The sequence below is a fragment of the Roseibium suaedae genome, assembly GCF_900142725.1.
Lineage (GTDB): Bacteria > Pseudomonadota > Alphaproteobacteria > Rhizobiales > Stappiaceae > Roseibium > Roseibium suaedae.
Map to the genome: position 1 here is coordinate 1,464,605 of NZ_FRBW01000001.1, position 25,946 is coordinate 1,490,550.

At 59.0% G+C, this 25,946-nt stretch carries 28 protein-coding genes; 13 read left to right on the plus strand and 15 right to left on the minus strand.

Translation table 11 applies throughout. From position 1 onward, the window contains the following. Positions 1-4 precede the first annotated feature (4 nt). Positions 5-1,660 carry a CHASE domain-containing protein gene (locus tag BUA94_RS06580; protein WP_073010314.1) on the minus strand — a complete coding sequence of 552 codons (1,656 nt, stop codon included), beginning with the start codon at positions 1,658-1,660 and terminating at the stop codon, positions 5-7. Positions 1,661-1,907: 247 nt separating this feature from the next. On the opposite strand from BUA94_RS06580, the gene BUA94_RS06585 reads away from it, so the two are divergent. Further along, entirely contained in the window at positions 1,908-2,105 is a 198-nt protein-coding gene (locus BUA94_RS06585; protein ID WP_073010316.1) for a CsbD family protein, read from the plus strand. Positions 2,106-2,255: 150 nt separating this feature from the next. Here BUA94_RS06585 and BUA94_RS06590 read toward each other — a convergent pair whose 3' ends face one another. The 3 genes from BUA94_RS06590 to BUA94_RS06600 form a co-directional block, all read right to left on the minus strand. Next, complete coding sequence (locus tag BUA94_RS06590; RefSeq protein WP_073010318.1) at positions 2,256-3,275, minus strand: sensor histidine kinase; 1,020 nt, start codon at positions 3,273-3,275, stop codon at positions 2,256-2,258. A gap of 92 nt (positions 3,276-3,367) precedes the next feature. Continuing rightward, a complete protein-coding gene (locus tag BUA94_RS06595) occupies positions 3,368-3,529 on the minus strand; it encodes a DUF1328 domain-containing protein (RefSeq protein ID WP_073010320.1) in 162 nt (53 codons plus the stop codon). Positions 3,530-3,609: 80 nt separating this feature from the next. Further along, positions 3,610-4,401, minus strand: a complete 792-nt coding sequence (locus BUA94_RS06600) for a response regulator (RefSeq protein ID WP_073010321.1) — start codon at positions 4,399-4,401, stop codon at positions 3,610-3,612. 152 nt (positions 4,402-4,553) lie between these two features. On the opposite strand from BUA94_RS06600, the gene BUA94_RS23550 reads away from it, so the two are divergent. Both BUA94_RS23550 and BUA94_RS06610 read left to right on the plus strand, forming a co-directional pair. Continuing rightward, positions 4,554-4,727: a NepR family anti-sigma factor gene (locus BUA94_RS23550; protein ID WP_235860452.1), complete on the plus strand. Its 174-nt coding sequence runs from the start codon at positions 4,554-4,556 to the stop codon at positions 4,725-4,727. Next, positions 4,724-5,284 (plus strand): RNA polymerase sigma factor, encoded by a 561-nt coding sequence (locus BUA94_RS06610; RefSeq protein ID WP_073010325.1) that lies wholly within the window; start codon positions 4,724-4,726, stop codon positions 5,282-5,284. The genes BUA94_RS23550 and BUA94_RS06610 overlap by 4 nt, the downstream gene beginning before the upstream one ends. Positions 5,285-5,424: 140 nt before the next feature. On the opposite strand, the gene BUA94_RS06615 is transcribed toward BUA94_RS06610, so the two are convergent. The 6 genes from BUA94_RS06615 to BUA94_RS06640 all read right to left on the minus strand — a co-directional run bounded on the left by BUA94_RS06615 (position 5,425) and on the right by BUA94_RS06640 (position 9,069). After that, the gene (locus tag BUA94_RS06615) at positions 5,425-5,793 is read right to left on the minus strand and encodes a response regulator (RefSeq protein WP_139251026.1); all 369 of its coding nucleotides are present in this window, start codon (positions 5,791-5,793) and stop codon (positions 5,425-5,427) included. A 269-nt stretch (positions 5,794-6,062) separates the two neighbouring features. Then, positions 6,063-6,311: a hypothetical protein gene (locus BUA94_RS06620; RefSeq protein WP_073010329.1), complete on the minus strand. Its 249-nt coding sequence runs from the start codon at positions 6,309-6,311 to the stop codon at positions 6,063-6,065. A 35-nt stretch (positions 6,312-6,346) separates the two neighbouring features. Next, on the minus strand, positions 6,347-6,859 hold the full coding sequence (locus BUA94_RS06625; RefSeq protein WP_073010331.1) for a Dps family protein: 513 nt from the start codon (positions 6,857-6,859) through the stop codon (positions 6,347-6,349). Positions 6,860-7,003: 144 nt separating this feature from the next. Then, entirely contained in the window at positions 7,004-7,432 is a 429-nt protein-coding gene (locus BUA94_RS06630) for a hypothetical protein (RefSeq protein ID WP_073010333.1), read from the minus strand. Between the two features lies 1 nt (position 7,433). Then, complete coding sequence (locus tag BUA94_RS06635) at positions 7,434-7,781, minus strand: ElaB/YgaM/YqjD family protein (protein WP_084081829.1); 348 nt, start codon at positions 7,779-7,781, stop codon at positions 7,434-7,436. Between the two features lie 271 nt (positions 7,782-8,052). Continuing rightward, positions 8,053-9,069 (minus strand): PRC-barrel domain-containing protein, encoded by a 1,017-nt coding sequence (locus tag BUA94_RS06640; protein WP_084081733.1) that lies wholly within the window; start codon positions 9,067-9,069, stop codon positions 8,053-8,055. A 732-nt stretch (positions 9,070-9,801) separates the two neighbouring features. Here BUA94_RS06640 and BUA94_RS06645 point away from each other — a divergent pair. Together BUA94_RS06645 and BUA94_RS06650 are read left to right on the plus strand one after the other, a co-directional pair. After that, positions 9,802-10,335 (plus strand): DUF992 domain-containing protein, encoded by a 534-nt coding sequence (locus BUA94_RS06645; protein WP_084081831.1) that lies wholly within the window; start codon positions 9,802-9,804, stop codon positions 10,333-10,335. 243 nt (positions 10,336-10,578) lie between these two features. Further along, positions 10,579-10,896 (plus strand): hypothetical protein, encoded by a 318-nt coding sequence (locus tag BUA94_RS06650; protein ID WP_073010340.1) that lies wholly within the window; start codon positions 10,579-10,581, stop codon positions 10,894-10,896. 105 nt (positions 10,897-11,001) lie between these two features. Here the strand turns inward: BUA94_RS06650 and BUA94_RS06655 are convergent, their stop codons facing one another. Beyond that, a complete protein-coding gene (locus BUA94_RS06655) occupies positions 11,002-11,844 on the minus strand; it encodes an urea carboxylase-associated family protein (RefSeq protein ID WP_073011132.1) in 843 nt (280 codons plus the stop codon). A gap of 548 nt (positions 11,845-12,392) precedes the next feature. Here BUA94_RS06655 and BUA94_RS06660 point away from each other — a divergent pair. The 6 genes from BUA94_RS06660 (at position 12,393) to BUA94_RS06685 (ending at position 17,355) form a co-directional block, all read left to right on the plus strand. Continuing rightward, positions 12,393-12,602 (plus strand): cold-shock protein, encoded by a 210-nt coding sequence (locus tag BUA94_RS06660; protein ID WP_073010343.1) that lies wholly within the window; start codon positions 12,393-12,395, stop codon positions 12,600-12,602. Positions 12,603-12,769: 167 nt separating this feature from the next. Further along, positions 12,770-13,828, plus strand: a complete 1,059-nt coding sequence (locus BUA94_RS06665) for a fatty acid desaturase (RefSeq protein ID WP_073010345.1) — start codon at positions 12,770-12,772, stop codon at positions 13,826-13,828. A 133-nt stretch (positions 13,829-13,961) separates the two neighbouring features. After that, positions 13,962-15,119: a WD40/YVTN/BNR-like repeat-containing protein gene (locus BUA94_RS06670; RefSeq protein ID WP_073010348.1), complete on the plus strand. Its 1,158-nt coding sequence runs from the start codon at positions 13,962-13,964 to the stop codon at positions 15,117-15,119. 373 nt (positions 15,120-15,492) lie between these two features. After that, positions 15,493-15,894 carry a hypothetical protein gene (locus BUA94_RS06675; RefSeq protein WP_073010350.1) on the plus strand — a complete coding sequence of 134 codons (402 nt, stop codon included), beginning with the start codon at positions 15,493-15,495 and terminating at the stop codon, positions 15,892-15,894. Positions 15,895-16,523: 629 nt separating this feature from the next. After that, positions 16,524-16,817, plus strand: a complete 294-nt coding sequence (locus BUA94_RS06680) for a GIY-YIG nuclease family protein (RefSeq protein WP_073010353.1) — start codon at positions 16,524-16,526, stop codon at positions 16,815-16,817. A 244-nt stretch (positions 16,818-17,061) separates the two neighbouring features. Further along, positions 17,062-17,355 carry a GIY-YIG nuclease family protein gene (locus tag BUA94_RS06685; protein WP_073010356.1) on the plus strand — a complete coding sequence of 98 codons (294 nt, stop codon included), beginning with the start codon at positions 17,062-17,064 and terminating at the stop codon, positions 17,353-17,355. 342 nt (positions 17,356-17,697) lie between these two features. Here BUA94_RS06685 and BUA94_RS06690 read toward each other — a convergent pair whose 3' ends face one another. The 4 genes from BUA94_RS06690 to BUA94_RS06705 form a co-directional block, all read right to left on the minus strand. Then, entirely contained in the window at positions 17,698-19,335 is a 1,638-nt protein-coding gene (locus BUA94_RS06690; RefSeq protein WP_073010359.1) for a fumarate hydratase, read from the minus strand. 188 nt (positions 19,336-19,523) lie between these two features. Further along, entirely contained in the window at positions 19,524-20,102 is a 579-nt protein-coding gene (locus BUA94_RS06695) for a YceI family protein (RefSeq protein WP_073010362.1), read from the minus strand. 63 nt (positions 20,103-20,165) lie between these two features. Continuing rightward, positions 20,166-20,750 carry a cytochrome b gene (locus BUA94_RS06700; RefSeq protein ID WP_073010365.1) on the minus strand — a complete coding sequence of 195 codons (585 nt, stop codon included), beginning with the start codon at positions 20,748-20,750 and terminating at the stop codon, positions 20,166-20,168. 97 nt (positions 20,751-20,847) lie between these two features. Then, on the minus strand, positions 20,848-21,426 hold the full coding sequence (locus tag BUA94_RS06705) for a YceI family protein (protein ID WP_073010368.1): 579 nt from the start codon (positions 21,424-21,426) through the stop codon (positions 20,848-20,850). A gap of 640 nt (positions 21,427-22,066) precedes the next feature. Between BUA94_RS06705 and BUA94_RS06710 the strand changes: the two genes are divergently transcribed. After that, complete coding sequence (locus BUA94_RS06710; protein WP_208979983.1) at positions 22,067-23,059, plus strand: FecR domain-containing protein; 993 nt, start codon at positions 22,067-22,069, stop codon at positions 23,057-23,059. A gap of 54 nt (positions 23,060-23,113) precedes the next feature. Next, a complete protein-coding gene (locus BUA94_RS06715) occupies positions 23,114-25,918 on the plus strand; it encodes an EAL domain-containing protein (RefSeq protein ID WP_084081735.1) in 2,805 nt (934 codons plus the stop codon). The last annotated feature ends 28 nt before the right edge of the window (positions 25,919-25,946 follow it).

The window sequence follows — 25,946 nt, forward strand, 5'->3', positions numbered from 1 at the left end:
CTGACTACGCGGAAGGGGCTTTCTTGCGCTTGGGCTTTGGCAAGGGCAGCGCGATCCGGATCTTGAGGCCGGTCGGCCCGAAATCATGCTGGATGTTGCCGCGCAGCTCGCCGCGGATCGAGGCATCGATCAGCCGTGAACCGAAGCCCTTGCTGCTCGGCTTGGGAACTGCATTGGCAGAGACCTCCACCCAGCTCAGCTCCAGCCAGGTCTCCTTGTCCCGGCGCACGGTGTTCCAGGTAATGGAGAGGCTGCCACCTTCCTCGAAGATGCTCGAGTATTTCATCGCATTGGTGGCCAGCTCATGGAACACGAGACCCAGGGCATGGGTCGCCCGCTCGTCCAGCCTGACCTTCGGGCCACCGACTTCCATCTGCTCTGAATCATTGCCGAAGACCTGCTCCAGTTCCTGGGTCAGCAGGGTCTTCAGATCCGCACTTTCCCACTTCGAGCGGGTCAACAGATCCTGGGCATTGGCCATGGCCTGTAGCCGTGCGGTGAAGGAGGTGGTGAATTCCTCGAGGTTCTCCGAGGAATTGGAGGTCTGGCGCGCCATGGCCAGAATACGGGCAATGGAGTTCTTGATCCGGTGCTTCATCTCCTGAAGCATCAGATCCTTTTCCTCAATTGTCTTCTGGGCGACCTGATTCAGTTCCTGGGTCGCTGCCGAGGTCTTCATCTGGGCCCGGATGGAAACGGCAAGGGCCGCAGCAAAGAGCAGGGAGACTGTCCCGAGGATCAGGGTTCGCCAATAGAGCAAGGTGTGGCTGGAGGGGAAGGCCTCGATCACAGACACGGACCATTGGCGGCCGGCGACATCGATGGTTTCCTTCAGGACGTTCTGAGCTTCTTCCAGGCGTTCCTCGAAGCCTTCGGAGCGGAACAGAAGCTGTGATCCGCCTGCCGTCGTGTCTATGGTTTCGACCAGAACCGAGACGGGCGTCGGCCGTGACAGGGCCACCTGATGCAGGTCGCCCGCCCGGAACGGCGCATAGACGAAGCCTGCGATGGAGCCGAATTTTCCATCGCCCGGTTCGCCCTGCATCATCTCGCTCGGGGTGAACAGCGGCATATAGGCGAGAAAGCCCGGCTGCTTGTCTTCGGTGATTTCCTGAACCAGTTCGACGGGAGCAGAGGCCTGCATCTTGCCGACGGAGGCCGCGGCCTCCATGGCTGCCCGGCGGATCGGCTCGCTGAACATGTCATAGCCAAGGGCAGCCTGATTGCGTGCATCCTGCGGCTCGAGCAGGGTGATCGGCGTGCGGAACGCCTGATCGCTGTCCGGCCAGATATGGGCGGTGAAGTCGTAATTCTGGCGCAGGTTCCGTTCCGCGCTGATTTCGTCACCCGTTTTGATCAGCTGGGCAAAGCCGATGCCCTGAATGCCGGACACATGGCTGTTGACCACCAGGCCCATGGCGAAGGTCTGGAACTCCTTGCGGGAAACGGAGGCGCCATTGGTGTTGAGGAACGAATGGGTGGCGGCAATGACAGACAGGTTCTGATCGGCCTTCTGGCGGATACGGTCGACCGCCTCGGTGGCAATGGATGCGAACCTTGTGTTCTCTGCGGAGGTCTCCGCCTCGAAGATGAGATATGTCATGGCCAGGCCAATGGCGGACACAATGACAAATGCCAGCATGGGCATGTATTTCTTCACTTGGCAGGTTCCTCGAAAGCCAATCGGAATTGGGTGTCAGCTCATCTTCTGGTCGTTCAGCATAGGGCAGTGATGCCCCTTGCGAAACGGAGGGTAGTGGTTATGCGCGTCCAAATTTTGTCCTTGGAAATCCGGGGGATTTGCGGCCGGACGCAGACCGCCTGTCATTTTTCTGGAACCCTTTTCCAGGTCAGCACGTTTACCTTGCGAGCGGAATGAGACGCTCTCGAAGAACAAGGAGACAGTCATGAACTGGAATCAGATTGAAGGGAACTGGGATCAGTTTCGCGGTAAGGTTCAGGAAAAGTGGGGCAAGCTCACGGACGACGAACTGGATGTGATTGCAGGCAAGCGCAAGCAGCTCTCCGGTCTTATTCAGGAGCGCTACGGCAAGGCCGAGGAAGAAGCTGAAAAGGAAATCGACCTCTGGCTGAACCGCCACTAAGCGGCTTCCCACCGGGTTCTGACCCATCTCACTGATCAGGCGTTCCGTCTCATGGCGGGCGCCTGATTGGCATTTGGGGGGAAGGTTCATCAGATCACTCCTCCATCTTCCGGCTTCCGTGCCTTCTGCACGTGAAGGGGAGCTCAAGCGCTAGCTGTAGCGCGCCTCTTCAGACACGTTTTCGTCGCTCAAGGGGAAGCTCAGCACGTATTCCACGCCTTCCTCATCGATCCTGTAGCGGCTGGTTCCGCTGACCGACGCGGGAACTACGCGTTCAAGGACGGTGCTGCCGAAGCTGCGCGGATTGATCTCGCGGGGTAGTGGCGGCGCTTCCGGCGACAGATCCGCAGGCTCGTTCCATGACAGTTCCGCATTGCCATCCGGCGTGATCTCGCACCTGATGTCGATGGTTTTGCCGGCCGCCATGGCGTGGCTGGCACTGACCGCATTGACCATCAGTTCGTGCAGGGCAAGACCGATGTGCAGGGCCGCATTGGGTGACAGCAGGATGTTCAGTCCGGCGACGCGAACCGCAGGCTTGTCGTTCTGCTGGTAACGGGCGACCTGATCGCGGATGAGGTCATGCAGATAGGCCCCGCGCCAGTTGGAATCCGTGACAAGATCCTGCGACTGTGAGAGGGAGAAGATCCGTCCCCGGAACTTTGTCAGGAAATGGTCCAGCGACGTGGAGCTGCGTGCCGTCTGGGTTGCGATGCTTTGAATGATCGCAAGCAGATTCTTGGAGCGGTGGCTGACTTCGCGCAGAAGCACCTTCAGCACCTTTTCCCTGCGCCGGATCTCGCTCATGTCGACAATGGTCGTCATGATCTGATGCTGACCATTTTTCGAGGAAATGTCTTCGATGTGAAATTCGAAGAACTTGTCGCTCTCGATCTGGACTTCCTGGCGCTGCTGTTCGCCGGTCTCCAGCGCAAGCCGCTTCAGCTCATTCAGCTGACTGCCAAGAGCTTCTCCGAAAATGACCATGTCAGAGGGCATCTGGCCCGGCGACAGTTTCCAGGTTTCGGGGAGGTTTGCGATATAGTGATAGTCGAGTTGCGCGTCCTGAAATGTGACGCAAGCGCGCGAGCGCAGAAGGGCAAGAATAAGGTATTCGCGAAGCTCTTCATCAGACTGACTAGTCCGGTGCCATGTAAGCCGACCTGCCACGTGTTTTCCCTCAATGAAAACGGTTATCTGAACGCCCGCGTGGGCGCTTCACTGGGAAGCGCCCACGGTGGTGTCCGAAGTGCCGTTCTTCATTACCTGCGTACAATTCCGGTAATCAGCGAGATAACGAAGAACACAAGGAACAAGAAGAACAGAATCTGTGCGATACCGGCAGAAGTCCCGGCAATACCGCCGAAGCCGAAGAAAGCAGCCACGATCGCAACAACAAGAAACACAAGAGCGTAGTAAAGCATGGGTCGTCTCCTTGAGTATTGATGTAAGGAAAACGCCGGTCACGCGAATTGGTTCCTTTTCTGCTCGCTAAAATTTTTCTTTAAGCTGCCTCTGCGGTTGCGTTGAAGAAAAGGGCCTGACTGATCAGGGCCTTGACCATGTCCGGGTTGAAGGGCTTGGTGACCAGGAACGCCGGCTCTGGTCGCTCACCGGTCAACAGACGCTCCGGGAAGGCCGTGATGAAGATGACCGGAATGGTTGCCGTCTTCAGGATGTCGTTCACCGCATCGATGCCCGAGCTGCCGTCGGCAAGCTGGATGTCCGCGAGGATCATCTTCGGCGAAGAGCGTTCGAACAGCTCGATGGCTTCCTTGTGCGTGCGTGCGATGCCGGAGACCGTGTGGCCGAGGCCTTCCACCATCTGCTCGATGTCCATGGCGATCAGCGGCTCATCCTCGATGATCAGGATCTCGGTCGCCACCTGGCGGGAGATCTCCTGAACGGCATCGTCGATCAGCCTGGAAACCTCTGCCTCGCTGACATCAAGAATGGCGGCGACTTCTTCCTGGTTGAAACCTTCAACGGACAGAAGCAGGAAAGCCTGCCGGTTCTTCGCCGGGATACGGGACAGGTTTTCGGCTGCCCGGCGTTCCCACGCGAAAGGAGAGTCGATTTCTCCAATTTCGATATTCGTGGAACCAAACAGCTTGGAGAACAGTTTGTAGAGGGAGACCCGGTCGCTGGATTCCTCAGGAAATGCGGAAACATCAGCGATAAGGGCTTCAAGTGTAGCGGTAACATACGCGTCCCCCGAAGTCTGGGATCCAGTTACCGCACGGGCGTATCTCCGCAGATAAGGAAGTTGGGGCGCGATGCGGGTCGAGAGAGACATGAATTGAACTCCGTAGTCCAAGAAGTTGGCTTATGACCTTGATAACGGGTGTCTTGAAAAAAAGTTCCGTCTGTCTGGAACTTTTTTTTCGGTCGTACGTTTGAAGATTATGATCCGCGTTGAAACCGAACAAAATTAGCTGGTGCATGGAAATGAAGGAAGAAACCTCAGCAGGAATGCTCGGCCGCCCGAAAGGGGGGGCAGCAGACACCGTCTCGGAAAAACTCCGGGAATATTACGTCTCTATACAGAATGACGGTATTCCCGAGAAATTCCTCGACCTTCTTGAAAAGCTTGATGAAGCTGAAAAGGCCGCCAAGAAATGACGAAGTCTGATCAGTCTCCCAGTTTCAAGCGCGTAATGCTTGAGGCTCTGCCGAGCCTCAGAGCATTCGCCGTTTCGCTGGTTGGTCAACCCGACCGGGCTGACGACCTTGTTCAGGACACCATCATGAAGGCCTGGGCGAAGCAGGAAAGCTTCACCATGGGAACCAGCATGAAAGCGTGGCTGTTCACCATTCTCCGTAACGAGTTCTACAGCCAGATGCGCAAGCGCGGACGCGAAGTGTCTGATCCGGACGGAACCTTTACGAGCCAGCTGGCCGTTCATCCGGGTCAGTATGGGGCGCTCGATCTGCAGGATTTCCGGGAGGCGCTAAGCCAGCTTCCGGAAGACCAGCGCGAAGCGATCATTCTGATCGGCGCTTCCGGCTTCTCCTATGAGGAGGCCGCCAACATCTGCGGATGCGCCACCGGCACCATCAAGAGCCGGGTCAACCGCGCCAGAAATGCTCTCCAGGATATTCTCTCCATTACAAATGAAAATGATTTCGGACCGGATGCGGAAAGCGCCTCCGTGATCCATCGTGGAGCGATGGCCTGAAAAGCCGGCGACTAAAGCCGAATTGTCGAACAAAAGAGGCCGCTTGCAAGTGCAGGCGGCCTTTTTGTTTTGTCTGAAAGATTGCCGCGCCAGCCAGTTAGCTGATCTGCACACAGGAGATCGGATAGTGGGTCCTGATGTCAGGCGGCTGGAGCGGAAAGGGGCGCAAAGAGCCCGGCGACAATCGTCTTAAGCTGATGGTCGCTGAAGGGCTTCAGCAGAACCGGATAGCGCTCCTGCCCCGGAATGCCGCCCATGAATGCCGAGTTGGTCGTCAGGAAGATGAGAGCGGCGCCTGCCATCAGGATCGCATTGACGGCTTCAGCAAGTGCGGTGCCGAAAGCGTCGGATTCCAGGATAACGGCAGTGTAACTCTGGTCCCTGAGATGATCTTCAAGGGACTCCGGCGTGCCAATGGACACATCGCAAGCCATGGAACTTTTCAGGATGTTCTCGACATCCATGGCGACCAGGTAGGTACGGTCGATAATAAGTACTCGCGTATTCATGGCAAGCACAGTCCAAATTGGCAGGGTGAGTGTGACGTTTCAGTCCGTAGAAATCTTACACATAAACTCTGCCATTTGGGAAACGAAAAACGACGGTTTGCTGCGGATTGTGATGCCCTTAGGGAAGGTGGTGCTGGGGACATCAGGATCTCCGCCTTCGCGGGGATGACAAGGGTTTTCTCTTCGGAGCACAGGTTCCTGGGCTTAGGCCTTTGTCACAGCAAAAAGCCGCCGGAGAGTTCCGGCGGCTCTGCAGATTTTTTCGGGCTTCAAAGGGTTGCTGCGTTGTCCTCGTCAGCGGCCTTCAAGGCATCGCCATGGCCGAGCTTTTCGAGGGCAAGGTCGATTTCCCTCAGGTCGGAAGACTTGTCCTCACCGCCCATTGGGCTCTCGGTTGCGGCGCGCTGAAGGGCTCTTGCATCGGAGCGCAGGGTCAGGAGATCGGAAATCCGGTCCTCCTTGCTGCGGCTGCCATCCTTCAGAAGCTTTGCGATCTCGTCTCTGACTGTTCCTGTCATGACAAAATCTCCTTGGGTTGGGCCCGTGGATGGCTTCAGTGCGCAACGATCGCGCGCAGCATCCACAAGGCCTTTTCGTGGAAGGTGAGGCGGGCGGTCAGCATGTCTTCGGTGACAACGTCATCTGCGTCACCGGCATCGGCCGCTGCCTTGCGCATGGCCTTGACCGCCGTTTCATGATCCGCGATCAGGTCATTGACCATGTCCTCGGCGCTCTTCTTGTTCACCTCGGATGCCTTGGGCGCGAACTGGGCGGCTTCACCAAGTTTCGCCGGGGCGAGATGGCCAAGGGCGCGGATGCGCTCTGCAATGATGTCTGTCGCGCCAAACAGCGCGCCATAGTGTTCTTCGGTCAGCTCATGCAGCGGCTTGAACAGCGGTCCCACCACATTCCAGTGATAGATGTGGCTCTTGATGGTCAACTTGTAGGTCGAGGCGAGAATTGCGGACAGTTTCTCCGCCATCTCCTCGCGGTAGGCTGCGGTCAGACCCGTGTCGATGGTTTCGTCCTGGGTCTTCGGTTTCAGAACTGCGGAAACATTTGCCATTTGATGCTCTCCATCTTTCTTTTCGTGTCGGGGTTTCGGGAAAGACAAGCCGCAAAGCCGGAAGGCTTTTTCTTCTTTTTCTTTTATGACTTGCTTGAGAGGTTAACGTTCAGATCGTCCAGGTGGTTCCGGAAAACTTTCGCATCACGCGCTGTCGTCATCCGATGACCGGTTCATCATGTAGAAGGCGAAGACGCCTGCAGCCGCTGCAGCCAGACCGGTCTTGGAACCGAGCAAACGCGGCAACAGGCCGATGGCCGCCGTGGTTGCCAGCATGCGGGCCCGGCGCAACTTGGCCAGGCGCTTTTCCTCGCGCCAGGTGATGAAACGCATCACTGCGAAGGGAACAAGGGCCGCGAAGACAAAGCCCGCCGCAGCCAGGAGGGAGGCCTCCAGCATGCTGCCCGTTTGCATCCAGAGACTGTAGACGCCCGCGACGATCAGAAGAACATAGGCGGTCAGTCCGAATAGGCCGGCAATCGACATGAGAACGATGTTCCGCCGGAACCGGCGGAACATCGTTTTGGCCTCCTGGGTGGCAGCGGCTGCCGCCAGGGATGCGAGGGCCTGCATGTTACTTCCTCAGCAGGAGGGCGGCGAGGAAGCCAACGCCGGCGGCAACAGCCACGGCCTGCAGCGGGTTGGTCTGGATCTGCTTGCGGGTGCCCTTTTCCAGATTGCGGAATTCGGCACGCAGCGTGTCGAGAGCGTCTTCGCTCATTGCCCGCATGGCATCGACCTTTTCAGCTGCCCGGTCCTTGACCTGGCCGGACTTAGCGGAGCCGAAGCTGGAAACGGCTTCGGTCAGGAGAACGATGTCGCCGCGCAGCTTTTCCATGCGCTCTTCGATGTCGGCGGCGGAAGCGGCCACAGCCTTGTCGCGGCCATTTGCAGTAGCGGTCTGTGCAGATTGGGAAGCCATGATGGGTTCCTCCTTCAAGGTTTTGGTCACTTGGTTGGACATGTTGGCTCAGTCAGGCCGAGTTCGTCATGCCAAGTTCGTCAGGAACGGCTGGGAGTACGGCTCCCGGGGGAGACCTCAGATGCTGAGCGCCTGAGGTCTTGCCAATTCCGGTCGGGTCACATTCGGGATGGAGCCCCGATCAGGCCGGGAGGCACCCCATCAGGGGCATCTCCCTCCGTCTTCACTGAACCTGGTCGTTACTGAACCAGACTGTTACTGAACCAGGCCATTACTGAACCAGGATCGTGTCCGGGTTTGCTTCATAGGCCTGCTCGGTGAATTCCGGCTTGGCTTCGAGCGAGGACTTGGTGGCGTTGGTGTAGATGTGCATCTCGCCAGAGGTGTCCTTGTAGATCTTCAGGCCATCGGCAGCGAAAGCCATCTTCTTCTCGCCAACACCCAGGAAGCCACCAACGTCGACGATATAGGCCGTCACGTTTTCACCATTGGCTGCCAGCAGAACGTCGCTGACTTCACCCAGGGCTTCTTCGTTGCTGCCAACCACGGCGCTGCCAAGCAGCTCGTCGGCGGACAGATCGGCGGTATCAACCGGCGCCATGTCTTCCATGGACTCCGAACCGGTCAGGTCCTTGCTCGCATCAGCGGTCACGGTTGCCGAAGTGTCGGCATCCATCGGCTGGTCGGCAGACGTGGTGGTGTCAGCCGGCATTGCGGTGGTGGTGTCAGCCGGAGCCGGAGCGGTCGCGGTGCTGTCGGTCATTGCCACATTGGTATCGGACGAGGTGGTCACGGCGGCAGTGTCGGCAGTTTCACCTTCGATCATGCTCTTGTCGAACGGCGGAGCCTGTTCCAGCTCTTCCTTGGTGCTGTTAATCGTCAGCCAGGTTTCACCTTCGACCTTGGACATGGCCAGGCGGTCAAAGGACACGGCCACCCACTTTTCGCCAACACCCAGGAAACCGCCGACGCCGATCACAACCGCTTCAGCGCGGCCGTCCTGGGACATGACGATGTCGTTCACGTCACCCACGGCTTCGGCATTCTCGCCAACGCCGTTGTAAATGGACTTGCCGATCAGGCTGGAAGCCAGAACTTCATTGGCGCTGCGCTTCAGATAGCCGTTGATGTTGTTTTCATTCGGCGTCTGGGTGTTCATCTGGGAATTGAAGACCGGCGCAGGCTGATCCGGCGTCTTCGTGGTGCTGGTTGCAGCATCATCAGCGAAGGCCGTACCCACAGCAAATGCGGCGGTCAAAGCAGTAGTAGCAAGAAGCTTCCGGATCATGTTATAGTCTCCTCGTATATCCGAGTGGTATATGGGCTGCGCTCTACGGGGAAAGTTGGAAGCTCAACCGTGCAGCGCAGCCTGCGGATACTGAGATAACGGCAGGCTCGCGAAAAGGTTCCGGCGCGTTCACCTTTTCGTTCAAGATTTTTTGAGCAACGGTTCTGCGCCCAGCCGAAATGCCGCGTCCTGCCTGGAACCTTCAATCTGCTGCATCCGCTCAAAGCCTGGGGCTTTCCGTCATTCCGGACTTGGGTCTATCCGCTCCAGTCTAGGTCCTGTCCGCCTTGAGCCTGCCGCCCGGCGAAATCCCGATGGCGTGCGGCGGCAGCAAGCGGTTTTGCCACTGGCCGGCGCTGGCAGGGTGCGTCCTGGAGTGATGGGGAGGGGGGGGGGGCAGCTCCAGCTTTCGCCGGTCTTCTCCCGAGGTCTCGAACGGCTGTATTCGAGCAGCTGTCCTGAGGCCCTATATATAAAGCATCGTGAAATGGTCTCTGCGCCGTCCCTGGCAGAGTGCATCCGGAGCTCCCGCGGTGAGGGGTAGGGCAGGTTGACCTGGAACCTTGCGCCTTCTTGCGGCGTTACCGCTTGTGACTGTTATTGCTCCGGGGACTTCCGAAGCAGATGACGGCAGCGCGGGCGCTGGATATATCTGCTCCTGCGAATGCATTTCTCGAGGCAACCGGAACTTCCCTTCCGTGTCTGCCTCCGACCTCCTGGAAAGGGTCTCACATGCTCACCCCTGCAAAATCTCTTCGCACGCTCCTGTGCGGTTCTGCTCTGGCTCTTGCCGGCCTTGCTTTCGCGTCGTCGGAAGTCAGTGCGCAGGCCGCCAAGCAGATCACCGGCCCGAAGCGGGTCGAGGCGGGGGTGCTCGATTGTGCTGTCGAGGGTGGAACGGGTTTCGTCTTCGGCTCCACCAAGCAGCTTTCCTGTACCTTCACTCCCACCAACAAGGATCGTGAGCCGGAACCCTATTTCGGCGTGATCCAGAAATACGGCATCGATATCGGCACGACCACGGGCGGTGTCCTGTCCTGGGCGGTTCTGGCGCCGACGGCCGATGAGCTGGCGCCCGGCGCGCTTGCGGGTGACTATGGAGGGGTGACTGCGGAGGCAACCGTCGGCGCGGGCGTCGGCACCAACATCCTGGTGGGCGGCTCCACTCAGACCATGGCCCTGCAGCCGATCAGCGTTACCGCTCAGACCGGCTTCAACCTCGCGGTTTCCATCAGCGAGATCCAGCTGCGCACGGCTCTGGACTGAGATCCAGCCGGCAGTTTGCGGGTCTGAAAGGGAGGCTTGGCCGAAAGGTCAGGCCTCTTTTTTGTCAGGCCAGTCAATTGCATTCCTGCCGCTGTTCCCTGTCTGCGCTTCAAGGACATCAAGGATTGGGAGCAGGCGGCAACGGCCAAAACCTGAGCCCCGAAAGGGTCTTGCGCTTCCTTTGTCATGCCGGAATGGAACCAAACTCCTTAACCCGCGTTAACTGGGTGGAGGTACTGAACAATGAAGATGACCTACAAGACCCTGACGACCCTTCGCCCCTGGATGCTGTGTCTCGGCATTGCCGTTGCAGGCGCAGGCTATGCCGTAGAGACCGCAACCCCGTCCGATGCAGGCCATGTCGCGGCTGCCGCATCCGTGCAGTCTGACGCTGGCGCCCCGAAGGGCGACGCGCCGGCCACCGTGACGGTCAAGGCTACCAAGGGTGACGCGAAAATCAGTCTGTCGGATGTAAAGCCCCGCAAGATCCGCTGTGTCTCCGGCGCAGACACCACCTCCTGCACCGGCTGGCCGGTTTCGACGATCGTTGCTTCCAATTGATCTCGGTCACTGAACTGGGCACCTGATTTGGGCAACTGAATTGCCCAGTTGATCCGGCATATCCTTTCCGGCAAAGGCCGTCAGGCCTTCGCGCGGAGAGAGCTTCTAGCGTCCGTGACTGCGGTCATAGGCGTTGACGGGCGGCTCGGACCAGCCCTCAAGTTTCCCCGGCTCGGGCCGGAACACTTCCATAAGCATCGGATGGCAACTTGCCACATCGCTGGTGTGCTCCGCGCTGCAATCGCCGCCCGGGCAGGCGCTCATGACGGCGAGCAGATCGATTTCCGCGAAGAGTTCCAGATAGTCTCCCGGACGCACCGGGCTGGCTTTCATGAAATACTGGCCGGTATCCCGGGTGAAGCCGGTGCACATGAAAACATTCAGCACATCATGCACCCGTGCTTCGGCTTCCTGAAGCGGCAGGCCGCGCGCGTCCGAAAGGGCCCGCGTCAGGTTTGAATGGCAGCAGTGATGATACTGAGTGCCGCGCAGAACCTGGCCTGTATAGGGATCGCAGCGCGTGCCGATCACGTCATGGACCGACCCGCCAAAGGGGTCCATTCCGTACCAGTCCAGCGTATCCTCAACGATAGTCGCCATTGGTCGCATGTAAGGAAAACTCGACCAGAGCTGATCGCCGGTGGTCACGTGGGTGCCGTTCAGCGCCCGTGTCTTTCCGGAATAGAATCGCTCGTCCAGATTGGCACTGGCAAAGAGATTGAGGTCGCCGACCTGCGGGCCTTCGATGCTGGTGATGCGCAGGAAATGCCCGGCCGGTATTTCGATGCTCGCCGCCTCGCGCGGCGGCACAATCACTTCACCAGTCTTGACCGCGCCGGTTCTGGCGCTCCCATAGAGGCTGAGGTCGGGCCGGGGCAGGGTATCTGTCGGATAGCAGATGACAGGGGCGATCTGCCGGCGGGCTTCTGCATCATCGGGCGCTTGCATGGGGTGTTCCATCGAGAAGGTGTTGTTCGTGCGGTGCAGGCAGGGGGCCTGCGTCCTTTATCTTTAAGGGGGCATGAGCCCGTGCCGCAGACTTTGAGCCGGGCAGGCCTTTTCATGCAAGCCCCTTCCTCTTTCCGTCCCGGATGGTTTCCTGGCAAAACTCTTCACGTTCTCCGCAGAAACGGGCCAAAGGCTGGGTCCTAGCCCTAGGTCTTGCAGGTGAGGGACGAAGGACTGTTTTGTGGCAGGGCGCTGAAAACAGGGCGATCATTGTGGCCTTATGGATGGGTTCTGACTTTTAGATAGGCTTTTGTGAAACAAAATTGCAGAACCGGATAATTTTATTTAAAAAATATTTACGCGTCCTGTGATGATTTCGGTTGCTTGTCAAAGGCGTTGCGGTTATAGGAAATTATCGATTTTGTTTGATGAACTTTGTTACTGCGCGTTCTCGCGAACTACACGATCTTCCTATCAACGTCGAGACTAACCGCTGCTATGCAAACTGCTGGTGGCATTCCCATATGACCGATTGAAAGGAAATCGTTATGGCTATCGGTACCGTCAAGTTCTTCAACACCACCAAGGGCTTTGGCTTCATTCAGCCGGAAGACGGCGGCGCAGACGTGTTCGTTCACATCTCCGCAGTTGAGCGCTCCGGCATGCGCACCCTGAACGAAGGCGACAAGGTCTCCTTCGAAGTTGTTCAGGACCGCCGTTCGGGCAAGTCCGCTGCAGACAACCTCTCTGCAGTCTAATACTTCCATTTCGGGTTTGTTGGCCGGCATCATTCTGGCCTGAATCCTTGAGATGATCGAAAGGCCGGGGCACTGCTCCGGCCTTTTGCTTATGCGCTGAATTTAATTCAAGACGCCCGTAAAATGGGCTGCTGCGCTCCGGCGCGCAAGAAATGAGTGGAGACGGAATGACGAGATCGGGCGCGGCCGCAGCCGTTAGACGTACGGTTGATGAGGAAACCGCCGCAGCGAAAACGGACGCGAGAGCCTGGGCTGCTGTTCTGGCGCAGTACCGTCAGCCGGATCCGGTGCGCAGCGCTTTGGAAATCGCCATCACCGCCATCCCCTTCGCCGCGCTTTGGGCGCTGGCGGCCTTTGCTGTCTTGCACGGCCACTATTGGGGTTTGCTGCTGACGGTGCCTGCTGCCGGCTTCCTGGTCCGGCTCTTTATCCTGCAGCATGACTGCGGCCATGGGTCCCTGTTTTCCTATCGGGGCCTCAACGACTGGACCGGCCGCATCATCGGTGTCTTCACGCTCACGCCCTATGACTACTGGCGCCGGACCCATGCGGTTCATCACGCTTCTGCAGGCAATCTGGACCGGCGCGGGGTCGGGGATGTCGACACGCTGACTGTCCGGGAATATCAGGCCCTGTCGCGCTGGGGCCGCCTGGGTTACCGGCTCTACCGGCACCCGCTGGTCATGTTCGGTCTCGGTCCTGCGTGGCTTTTCATATGCCAGTACCGGCTGCCTTTCGGTCTGATGAGCGCTGGGGCGCAGCCCTGGGTCTCGACCATCGCCACCAATCTGGGGATCGCCCTGCCAGTGGTCGCTCTTGTCTGGATGATCGGCCTTGGGCCTTTCCTTCTGGTGCAGGTGCCGGTCACGCTGATGGCCGCCAGCGCCGGGGTCTGGCTGTTCTATATCCAGCACCAGTTCGAGGATACGCACTGGTCGGATCAGGACGAGTGGACCTTCCCGCATGCCGCCCTTCATGGCAGTTCCCACTATGATCTTCCGGTGGTTCTGCGCTGGATTTCCGGCAATATCGGCATTCATCACGTCCATCATCTGGCGGCGAAAATCCCGTTCTACCGTCTGCCGGAAGTGCTGCGCGATCATCCCGAGCTGCAGGACATGAGCCGCATCACGCTCAGGGACAGCTTCAAATGCGTCAAGCTTGCCCTTTGGGACGAAAGCGCCCGCCGCCTGGTCTCCTTCCGCGAAGCGCGGGCGGCAGCCTGAAACAGATGCGCCCGGAGGCGGAAACGCCTCTTTTGCCTTGATGCCGCTTCAACGCTCACTCGTGCCCTGGTTGCCTTCATGCTAATCTACCCTTGCGTGAAGGGCCTGGGTAGGATGGGCGGAGGAGGGCGCGATGGCGGCTGGCAATGTGACGGTTCTGGTTGGAACCACAAAGGGGGCCTTTCTGCTGAAAGGCGGCGCAGACAGGTCCGGCTGGGATGTCTCCGGCCCGTTCTGTGATGGCTGGCCGATCAACCATCTGGCTGGCGACCCTGAAACCGGCACCATCTGGGCTGGCGGGGGCGGGGACTGGCAGGGCGCCGGCGTCTGGCGGTCAGAAGATGGCGGCGACACCTGGCAGGTGACCCGCCTGACCAAAGGCACCATGGATGACTGGGCAGCCAAGGATCCCGACTTTGCCGCCATGATCGGCTGGCAGGACACGCCAATGCCCTATGGCGACAGTTTCTCGCAAGTCTGGTCGCTCTGCCACTCTCACGGAACGCTCTATGCCGGAACGAAACCGGCCCGGCTTCTGAAAAGCCTCGATGGCGGAGCGACCTTCGAGACGGTTGAGGCGCTGACGGATCATCCCTCTGCCAAGGACTGGAACCCGGGCGGGGCAGGGCTGGTGCTGCACACCATCGTGCCGGATCCGGGCAATTCTAAGAAGCTCTGGATCGGCATTTCGGCGGCCGGCGTCTTTGCCACGGAAGATGGCGGCCAGAGCTTCGAGCGCCGCAACCGCCTCTCCAATGCCTCTGCCTGCTCCGGTCATGGCCATCCGGCAGGACCCCGCGACGGCGAGCTGGGCCACTGCGTTCACAACATGATGCGAGCGCCCGGCAGCAGTGATCTTCTCTACCAGCAGAACCACCACGGGGTCTGGCGCTCCGGCGATGGCGGGCGCAGCTGGGAGGACATCACGCAAGGCCTGCCGTCCCATTTCGGATTTCCTGTCCGGGTGCACCCGCGCGATCCCGATACGCTCTGGACCTTGCCGCTCAATGGCGACAGCATCGGCCGCTTCCCGCCGGATGCCGCCGCTGCTGTCTGGCGCTCCCGCGATGGCGGCAAGAGCTGGCAGCCCTTGCGGGACGGCCTGCCGCAAAAGGGCTGCTTCTTCACCGTATTGCGCCAGGCCATGGCGGGCGACAGCCGCGACCCGGCAGGCGTTTACTTCGGCACCAACTCCGGCTCGGTCTTTGCCAGCCTGGACGAAGGCGACACCTGGACCGAAATCGCCCGCCACCTGCCGACGGTTCTGGCTGTGGAAGTGCTGGAACACTGAGGGGGAGCGGAAGAGGACACCCTCATCCGACTGTCTTCTTCACCGGTCTGTCGAGGTGTGTCGTTCGCGACCTAAAGGTTCACAACGAAACACACTGAAATGGAAAAATGCTTCTCGCCATTCCTATAACTGGGGTGATGCGTCAGCGAGCGGATCTTTGGCAGGCTCGTGGAAATCCGCGGGATCGCAAATTTGACGTCGCAGTTCAGACGCAAGCGGGTACGGTTTATCGTGCAGTACGTGTTGGGTGAGGTGTACGAAAGGAACGGTTTGTGCTGCATAAGTAGAAGCAGGAAGAGGTAATAAGCGGCTGTTATTTCTCAGCACGTATTATGGGTGTGAGTTTGATAATTAATTTGCAAAGCAGGCGGTCATGAAGGAAGAAGAATTTTTACGAGTACTTGATGAAGCTTTGGAGAATCTTCAGCCAAGAGAATTGCAGATTGTGGCGAAAAATGCTTCGGAAAAAGTAATCCATTCGGTGTTTGGATTTGAATATGAATTCGATGGCACGGAATTGTCTGATAGTTTTGCATTTTCTGGTAGCGAGCGTGAGATTTCTCGAAAGAAACTTCTTTTAAGTACGCTGAGTGAATTCTTGGATGTTTCTGGTGAGTTGCGAGAGGAACACTTCTATGGATTTATTGAAGGAATTTACCTCGTTTGGGAGTGTTTAACGGAGTTGGGGTTTGATGATCAAAAGAGCATCTTGACCATGACCAATTTCTTGGACGAAGCTCGAAGGGTCGAGTTGAGTAGGTGCGTCTCTATTTAGTCTTTCTGGAATTCATGATGTTATTATGAAAATCTGATTTTTGGCTCTGCGAATTACTCCTCAAGGTTCCTCAGATTCATAGGTTTTTCCGAGTATTCGATGCGGCTTTTTCCCTGTATTCGGTGCTCTTGTTCAGATCGATAGCCCGCCACTTGCCGACTGTTCTGGTCATGGCAGTGCTGAAGCACTGAAGGGAGTTTGGAAGGGTGCCCTCATCCGCCCTACGGGCACCTTCTCCCTCAAGGGAGAAGGGAGTTGGGGCACGTCTGAGGGAGGAACTGGTACTGTGCGGAGGTGAGGTGATGGGGATTGGTCTGAAGAGTCTCTTCTAAGGTGCGCGGCAGATCGAAAGAGTAGACTTCTCCAGCAACCTTTCCTCCGCACTCCCTCGCCCCCTTGGGGAGAGGGCAGGGTGAGGGGGCTTTGAGAAGTCGCGGCATGGATGCCATGGTCAAGCCATGGCATGACGGAGGAGAGGGGGAGGATCAAACTGTCATTAGGATCTGAGGCGCCTTTTTCGAAAAGCCTTTATGGCTCTCCGTCCTCGCAGCATCTCGCCTCGCACCATTCTCTCCGTATCCGTCACCCCATGGCTTGACCATGGGGTCCATGCCGTATCCTATCGGCATATGCAGAGGCAGTTCTGGGTCTATATTCTTGCAACCCATAAAAACGGAACACTTTACACGGGCGTTACCAATGATTTGCTTCGAAGGTTATATGAGCATCAAAGCGAGAGCGTGCCCGGTTTTACCGCCAGATATCAGGTCAAGCGTCTCGTTTGGTACGAGGAGCACGGCACGGCAGACCGTGCCATCGCGCGGGAGAAGGCCATCAAGACCTGGAAGCGCTCCTGGAAGGTTGAGCTGATCGAGGAGAGCAATCCGGAGTGGTTCGATCTGGGGCGGTTCTTGAATGGGTGATACGGGAGCGACTCGTCTCACATGAATGCCATACCGATTGGCGAGGTCACGGCATGGATGCCATGGTCGAGCCATGGCATGACGGAGGAGAGGGGGAGGATCAAACTGTCATTAGGATCTGAAACGCCTATTTCGAAATGCCTCAACGCTTCTCCGTCCTCGTAGCCTCTCGACTCGCTCCACCCCCTCCGTATCCGTCACCCCATGGCTTGACCATGGGGTCCATGCCGTATCCTATCAGTCCATGCCGCGGCAGTTCTGGGTCTATATTCTCGCAACCCATAAAAATGGAACGCTTTACACCGGCGTCACCAACAATCTGCTCCGAAGATTATACGAGCATCAAAGTGAGAGCGTGCTTGGCTTCACCACCCGGTATCAGGTCAAGCGCTTGGTCTGGTACGAGGAGCATGCCACCGCAGACCATGCCATTGCGCGGGAGAAAGCCATCAAGACCTGGAAGCGGTCCTGGAAAATCGACCTGATTGAGGAGAGCAATCCGGAGTGGTTTGATCTCGGGCGGCTTTTGAGTAGGTGAGGGAGCAGATTGCCTGTCCCAATTGAACGCCATACCGTTTGGCGAGGTCGCGGCATGGATGCCATGGTCGAGCCATGGCATGACGGAAGAACGGGAGGGGATCAAACTGTCTCTAGGGTCTGAAACGCCTATTTCGAAAAGCCTCAACGCTTCTCCGTCCTCGTAGTCTCTCGACTCGCTCCACCCCCTCCGTATCCGTCACCCCATGGCTTGACCATGGGGTCCGTGCCGTATCCTATCGGTCCATGCAGCGGCTTTGATACCCAAACCCCCAAAAGAAAAACCCGCCAGCCTTTCAGCCAGCGGGTTTCTTCAGTTTCAAAGGCCAGTCTCAGCTGAGCATCAGCCCAGGTTCAGTTCCTGGAAGAAGTCGTTGCCCTTGTCGTCGACGACGATGAAGGCGGGGAAGTCTTCGACTTCGATCTTCCAGACCGCTTCCATGCCCAGCTCTTCATATTCAACCACTTCCACGGACTTGATGCAGTCCTGGGCCAAGCGGGCAGCAGGCCCCCCAATGGAGCCGAGGTAGAAGCCGCCGTGGGCCTGGCAGGCGCGGCGCACCTGGGCGGAGCGGTTGCCCTTGGCCAGCATCACCATGGAGCCGCCTGCGGCCTGGAACTGGTCGACATAGGCATCCATGCGGCCAGCGGTGGTCGGGCCGAAGGAGCCCGACGGCATGCCTTCGGGGGTCTTGGCGGGGCCTGCGTAATAGACCGGATGGTTCTTGATATAGTCCGGCAGCGGCTCGCCCTTTTCCAGCCGGTCGCGCAGCTTGGAATGGGCCAGGTCACGGGCAACGATCAGCGGGCCGGTGAGGCTCAGGCGGGTCTTGATCGGATGCCTGGTCAGCTCTCCGAGGATCTCGCTCATCGGACGGGTCAGGTCGATCTTGACCACATTGTCCGACAGGTGCTCGTCGGTGACTTCCGGCATGTATTTTTCCGGATGCATTTCCAGCTGTTCCAGGAAAATGCCGTCCTTGGTGATCTTGCCGGTGGCCTGACGGTCGGCCGAGCAGGAGACGCCAATGCCGATCGGCAGGGACGCGCCGTGGCGGGGCAGGCGGATGACGCGCACGTCGTGGCAGAAATACTTGCCGCCGAACTGGGCGCCAACGCCGGACGCCTGGGTCAGCTTGTGGATCTCGGCTTCCATCTCAAGATCGCGGAAGGCGTGGCCGAGTTCGGAGCCTTGCGTCGGCAGGCCGTCGAGATAGCGGGCGGAGCCGAGCTTCACCGTCTTCAGGTTCATTTCCGCCGAGGGGCCGCCAATGACGATGGACAGGTGATAGGGCGGGCAGGCGGCGGTGCCGAGCGTCAGGATCTTTTCCTTCAGGAAGGCGATCATGCGGTCGTGGGTCAGAAGCGACGGCGTGCCCTGGAACAGGAAGGTCTTGTTGGCGGAGCCGCCACCCTTGGCCATGAACAGGAACTTGTAGGCGTCTTCGCCTTCCGCATAGAGCTCGATCTGGGCCGGCATATTGTTGGAGGTATTCTTCTCCTCGAACATGGAAATCGGCGCCAGCTGGGAGTAGCGCAGGTTCTTCTTGAAATAGGCGTCGCGCGCGCCTTCTCCGAGGGCGGCTTCATCGGATCCATCGGTCCAGATGCGGCGGCCCTTCTTGCCCATGACGATGGCCGTGCCCGTGTCCTGGCACATGGGCAGGACGCCATGGGAGGAAATCTGCGCGTTTTTCAGAAGGTCGAAGGCAACGAACTTGTCGTTTTCGGTCGCTTCCGGATCGTCCAGGATCTTGCGCAGCTGCTCCAGATGGCCAGGGCGCAGGAAATGGTTGATGTCCTTGAAGGCTTCTTCGGCCAGAAGACGCAGGCCCTCGCGCTCGACCACGAGCACTTCCTCGCCGTTGAACTCGGCGGTCTTCACATAGTCGGAGGTCAGCTTGCGATAGGGCGTTTCATCCTTGGCAAGGGGAAACAGGCTGCTGTGCTTGTATTCGGGCGGCGTGACAGGAGCGTTCATGAGCTGGCTCTCTCCGGTGGGCTTTATGGGCTCTGGCGATTGGGGCGTGTCTGCGGGAGGCAGCGCGCCATCAGGTTATGGCCGCATTCTTTACGCGAAAACAGCCGGTCACGCCAAGCGTTCCGGCTGCCTCATTTCGTCGAAGGGAACGGAAGTCTCGAGATAGCCCTTCTCAAGCCCTCAAAAGCTTATTCCGTTGCCGTCAGATCAATGGTCACGGCGACCGTGTCGGCGATCTGGGAGGTGCCGACAACGGCACCGACTTCATGGGCCAGGCGGTTGACCGAGGCGGTGCCGGTGGCATGGGCCGTGTTGCCGGAGATCTCGAGCTTGAAGTCGAGGGTGGCAGGCTGGCTGACGCCCTTGATGGTCACGGTGCCTTCTGCCCGGTAGCTGTCGCCGCCAAGGGCGGTGACCTTCGAGGATTCGAAGGTGGCTTCCGGCATGGCTTCGGCATTGAACCAGTCGGCGGAGGGCAGCATGGCGTCGAACTGGCCATTGCCGGTTTCCGCAGAGCCGGTCTTGATGGCGGCCTTGATCACGGCAGCTTCCGGGTTCTGCGGATCGAAATCGATCTCGGCGCTCCAGTCCTTGAAGGTGCCGGTGATGGTCTCGTTGCCCTGGGGCACGGAGAAGCCAATGGTGCTTTTGACCGGATCAACCGTCCAGTTCGCGGCCAGGGCCGGGGCATTGGCGAAAGCGGCGGCACTGGCGATGGTCAGAGCGGCAAGCGGGCGGGAGAAGCGGGAATTCAACGGAAAAAACATGTCGTTACCTCATGGGGCAAACCGGCCGGAAGCGGGGGTATGATCCGGCCGGGAAGAAGCGTCTCAGCCGTTTGCCCGGGCCGGACGGGTTGAAATCATGCGCTGCAGGGTCGTGTCCCTAGAAACGAAGTGGTGCTTGAGCGCGGCAGCGACATGCGCCACGAGCAGAGCGATCAAAAGCCATGCGCCGTTTTCGTGAAGCATCTTCATCAGGGCTTCGGCGGTCGGCTTGTCACCCAGGATCGAGGGGACGGGCAGATGCGGCACGGGCACCGTGTCGAACAGGATCGTCGGAATGTTCCAGGGCGAGGCCGACACCATGACCCAGCCCGTCAGGGGCAGGGCGAACATCAGGCCGTAAAGGCCGATATGGGCGAGATGGGCAAGCAGCCGTTCGATGCCGCTCATGCCTTCCGGCAGCTTGGGGGCCGGATTGGCGAAGCGCCAGGCCAGGCGGACGATGGCCAGGGCCAGCACGACGAAGCCGATCGACTTGTGCAACTGATAGAGCTTGAAGGCGTCGGCGGAGGTCGGCGGCAACGTGGACATGTAGAGCCCCAGTGCAAGCATGCCGACGATCAGCAGGGCCATGGTCCAGTGAAAGACAATAGCGATCAAGCCGTAGCCACTGTGCGTATTGCGGAGCATCGGGGTTTCCTTCGAAAAAGGCAGCTTTCCGGAAGTCAGCAGAAATCCGGTAACCGGCCGGCCAGGCGGGGAGGCGCCTGGCCGGCTGGAAAAAGCGTTACTTTACGGCCTGAGTGGCTTCGGTGTTGAAGTGAACGGTCACTTCGTCGCCGACATAAGGCACATACATGTCCATGCCATAGTCAGAGCGCTTGATGACGCCGGTGACGTCGAAGCCGGCAGCCGGAACCTTGGCCATCGGGTGCTCGCCCATCTGGGTCACGGTCACATCGAGGGTCACCGGCTTGGTGATGTCCTTGATGGTCAGGTCGCCGGTCACCTTCAGGGTGTTGTCACCGGTCTTCTCGACGCTGGTGCTGGTGAAGGTGGCTTTCGGGAACTTCTCGACATCGAAGAAATCGGCACTGAGGAAGTGCTTGTTACGCTCATCCCAGAACGTGTCCATCGAGGTCACGTCGATGGTGAAATTCACGGAAGAATTGGACGGGGTGTCCTGATCGACCTTCAGTTCGCCATCCCAGTTCCGGAAGACGCCCTGCGTCGTGGAATAGCCGAGGTGGTTATACGAGAACTCGAGAATGGCGTGCGACTTGTCAAAGCCATAGGCAACCGGATCTGCCATGGCTGCGCCGGAGAGGAGGGCAAGTGCCAGAGCGGAAGAGGCGATGCGGATCATAGTTTGTCCTCATGAAACAGGATATTCGAACGCTGCCAACCAGCGCCATCGCAGCTCACATAATCGATGCCGCGACGGATGCAATTTGACGTTCCGTCCATAACGGGTGAACAGTGGCGGGTATATGTCAAATTTTGTCCACAAAATGACTAGGTAATAACCCTGGATTGCGGACCGTAAGGAGAGCCTGGGTGGGAGTTAAATAAAACTCTCGGCATTTTGGTTGCGCGAAATTAGTCCTGTGAAATTCCCAAGCGATCGACAGGAAAGAAATTCCCGATATTTCACTAGTAGTTAAATCTTGCAGAGTAAATTTGGTACAAGGAAGAGGTCGTGTATTGGAGCAGCCGTGTCCCGTCCCGAAGTGATAGCCCGGAGTGGTACGGCAGTTTCCAGAATACTGACCGCAGGTGGTTGCCGTGTTCTTGGATCACGATCGTGTGAGAGAGCCGCCGCAACGCGGTTTCAGATGGGGAAAGCCTCTTTCCCGGCGTCTTGTCTCGCCTCGCTTCTGTTGGCTTTTCTGCTTCTCACAAGTGCACCGGCACTCAGCCTGGCCGAGGGATGGTCGCTGCAACGCGTCTCGGGGACCGTCTATTTGGTTGCCCCGGGTGTGGAGCCGTATCGCGCCCGGACCGGCATGGCGCTTGACCCCGGACTGACACTGGCCACCCGCAACGGGCGGGCAATGGTGACGCGGGGGACGGAAAGCATTCTTGTTGGACCCAACACGACTTTCGTCATCTCCCAATACCGCAGCAGTGAAGACTTCACGACGGTTCTGCAGACATCCGGCACGGTGACCGTGGACGTTGCCAGGAAGGCTCGTCCCCATTTCGCTGTCGAAACACCGTTTCTGGCTGCCGTGGTGAAAGGCACCAAATTTACAGTCAAGGTCGGCAAGACCCGGGCAGACATCGCCGTGGAGCGCGGTGTCGTCGGCGTGAAGGACTTCGCCTCCGGGCAGGAGACTGATCTTGGTGCGGGTCAAAGCGCAGCCACAGATCCCACCCAAGCTGTCGGTCTTCAGGTGCAGGGCGTGGTGCAGCCGGTTGTCCGTCCGGGGCCGAAGAAGGCGCCTATATTCCAGACCCCGAGCGTCCCGAATGTTCCAGCGACTGCGGCCGAAGCCAAGCAGTCCACTTCGACTTCTTCGTCCTCAGCGTCTTCTTCCAGATCGTCGAATGCGACCAGCCGCTCCGCCAGCCGCGATGGCACCGGTGATGACAATGGAAACTCAAGCAGCAGCAACGCCGGTGGCAATGGGAACGGCAACAGCGGCAGCAGCAATGCCGGCGGCAATGGCAACGGCAACAGCGGCGGTAGCAACGCCGGTGGCAACGGCAACAGCGGCGGCAACAACGCTGGTGGCAATGGCAACGGCAATAGCGGCGGCAGCAACGCCGGTGGCAATGGCAACGGCAATAGCGGCGGCAGCAATGCTGGCGGCAATGGCAACGGCAACAGCGGCAGCAGCAATGCTGGCGGCAATGGCAACGGCAACAGCGGTGGCAGCAATGCCGGTGGCAATGGCAACGGTAACAGCGGCAGCAGCAATGCCGGTGGCAATGGCAACGGCAACAGCGGCGGCAGCAACGCCGGTGGCAATGGCAATGGAAATCCCAATGGCTAGGCAGCTTCAGCCAGGCCCGATCGCCGCATTCTGTCAGGGGAAACAGGCCTGACGATGAAGCGGCTTTCCCCTCTCAACTGGATGTCGGTGTCCCGCCTCGGATCCGTTCTGCAGCTATCGCTTGTGGGATTGCTGTTGGGGGTGATTGTTTGCGGACACTTCACGAACGGCTTTCCCGCCGTAGAGAGGTTCTTGTCCAAGCAGCGCTTTGCTCTGCTGGAACGTCCGGCAAGCGGCAACATCGTCGTTGTCGACATCGATGCCCGTTCTCTGGCGGAAGTTGGTGTCTGGCCCTGGCCGCGCAGGATTCATGGGCATCTGATTGAAAAACTGCTCGAAGCAGACGCCGCTGAAATCGGTTTCGATATCGATTTCAGCAGTGCTTCCAATGCAGTGGACGATTCCTATTTCGAAGCGATGCTGAAGCGGGCCGAGGGTCGTGTGGATCTGGCAGTCTTCCGCCAGGTGGCGGATCAGCAGTCGAGCGGATCGGAGCCGAACCTCATCAGCCGCCCATTGCCGCGATTTGAGGACCATGCATGGCCCGCGACAGTGACAGTCCCAATTGAAAAGGACAGCGCCGTCTGGCGGGCGGAATGGGGGGAGATGATCGACGGGGAGGTCGTTCCCTCCCTTGCCGCGTTGATTGGCGGGCGGACGGGGGAAGCTGGCCAAACCTTCTGGATCGATTACAGCATTGACCTGTCCGGCATCGAGGTGTTTTCGCTGACCGATGTCGTCAACGATCGGATCGACCCGGAGCGCTTTGCAGGCAAGAAGGTCATTGTTGCCGCAAGTGCCCAGGAATTGCGGGATCTCTTCCCGGTTCCCGTCCATGACATTCTTCCTGGAGGCATGATCCAGGCGCTGGCGGCTGAAACCATCGCCCAGGGCAGGGCGCTGGAGCCCGCTGGTGGCGCCCTCATCCTTCTTGTGACGCTCGTTCTCGGGCTGACGATTTTTGTTCAGCGCAAGGTGGACTGGCGCATTCGCCTCGCATTGCTGCTTGGCCTGGCACCTGTTCTCGAAGCTTTGGCTCTGGTCGTGCAGGCTCAGATACCCATCTTGCCGCAGACGGCCTGTGCGCAGCTGGCCTTGCTGGTGCTCGCTCTCGGGCTTGCCGGCCGGCAAGTGGGGCTGCATCAGCTTCTCCTGCGGGTGACGGAAATTCACAACCAGAACAACCGGCGTCTCCTGTCCCGGGTGCTCGAGGACAGTTTCGACGGCATCATTCTGGTGGAACAGTGCGGTGCTGTTCGGGCCGCCAGCCGGTCTGCGCGCGCGATCTGGGGCGAGGCTCTTCAACCGGGAAGCCGCCTGCAGGCCATAGTGCCGGGGCAGATCTGGCAGGATCTGGAACGGGTCTTCTCCTCCGAGGCGGAGCGTGACTGGCAGCCTGTACGGCAGGATGTGGAGGCCGGAGACGAGACCTCCGTGCGCAAGGTGATTGAATATGTCGTGACGCCCATGTCCCAGGTGGACGTGCTTGGCGGGCGGCTCGGCAGCCAGGTTCAGGAAGTGCGGCTTGCCATCCTGACTTGCCGGGATGTCACGATGCAGCGCAAGGCCATGGACCGCCTCGGCTACCTAGCGAGCCATGATCCCGTAACCAGCCTTCGCAACCGTCTCGGCCTTGAGGAACACCTTCAGGATATATGCGGCTGTCAAAATGCGGCCTTTGATGTCTATTGCCTCGTCTTGATCTCGCTTGATGATCTTGATCAGGCGGTCGCTTCCCTTGGCTTCGCCTTCGGGGACCTTTTGCGTGAGGCAGCCGCCTCCAGACTTATTTTCAATGCCGGGGAGGACGCCTTCCTGGCAACCCTCGGCGACAATTGCTTTGCCTGTATCCTGAAAGAGCCGGACGAGGCCGCGATCGTCAGCCGCATTGCAAAACTGGTGGAAGAGCTCAGTGCCGAGTATGAGCTGGAGGGCAGCCGGATCCACACAAGTGTGACCCTCGGCTACTGCCTGATCGACACGGATGAGCTGGATGTGGCGGTGCCCTTGCGGGATGCAGGCGCGGCACTGTCTTCCGCCCGCAAGCTCGGCGGCAATGCTCAGGTCCGCTATGAACCTGCCATGCATGTCATGTTCGAGCGTCGCCGCCGTCTGGAAATGGATCTGGCACAGGCATTGGAGCAGGGGCGGATCCGGGCCGTCTACCAGCCGCTCGTGGATCTGGCCACCGGGCAGATTACAGGTGCAGAAGCTTTGATGCGCTGGGATCATCCGGAGTTCGGCTTCATCTCTCCGGGCGAGTTCATTCCGATTGCGGAAGAAAGCGGCCAGATCCGCCAGCTCGGTGCCTGGATGCTGCGCCAGGCAACGCGCGATGCCGCCTCCTGGCCAGCGCAGCTGCGGCTGGCGGTAAACGTGTCTGCGGTCCAGTTCTCCGATCTGGAGCTGGTGAATGTGGTGCGCGAAGCCCTGGATGACAGCGGATTCGAGCCTCGTCGTCTGGATCTGGAACTGACGGAATCCCTGTTCATCGAGGGCGGGGACAGTGTTTCCGATCAGATCATGGCGCTCAGCCATCTGGGCTGCGGTCTGGCTCTGGATGATTTCGGCACGGGCTATTCCTCGCTCGGCTACATTCCACGGTTCCCTTTCACCAAGATCAAGATCGACAAGAGTTTCGTCGACCGGGTCTGCGAGGATCCTGCCCATGCGGCCATCATCTCAACGGTGGTGGATCTTGCAGCAAGCTTCGGCATGAATGTGGTGGCCGAAGGGATCGAGCAGGCCTCCCAGCAGCAGCGCCTGATCGAACTGGGCTGCGATATCGGTCAGGGTTTCCTGTTCGGGCGTCCCATGTCTTCCGAACATCTGGCCCAGCGGCTGCGCAAGGCTGCCTGAGCCTTTGCCTTTTCTTCCGGCAGAACGC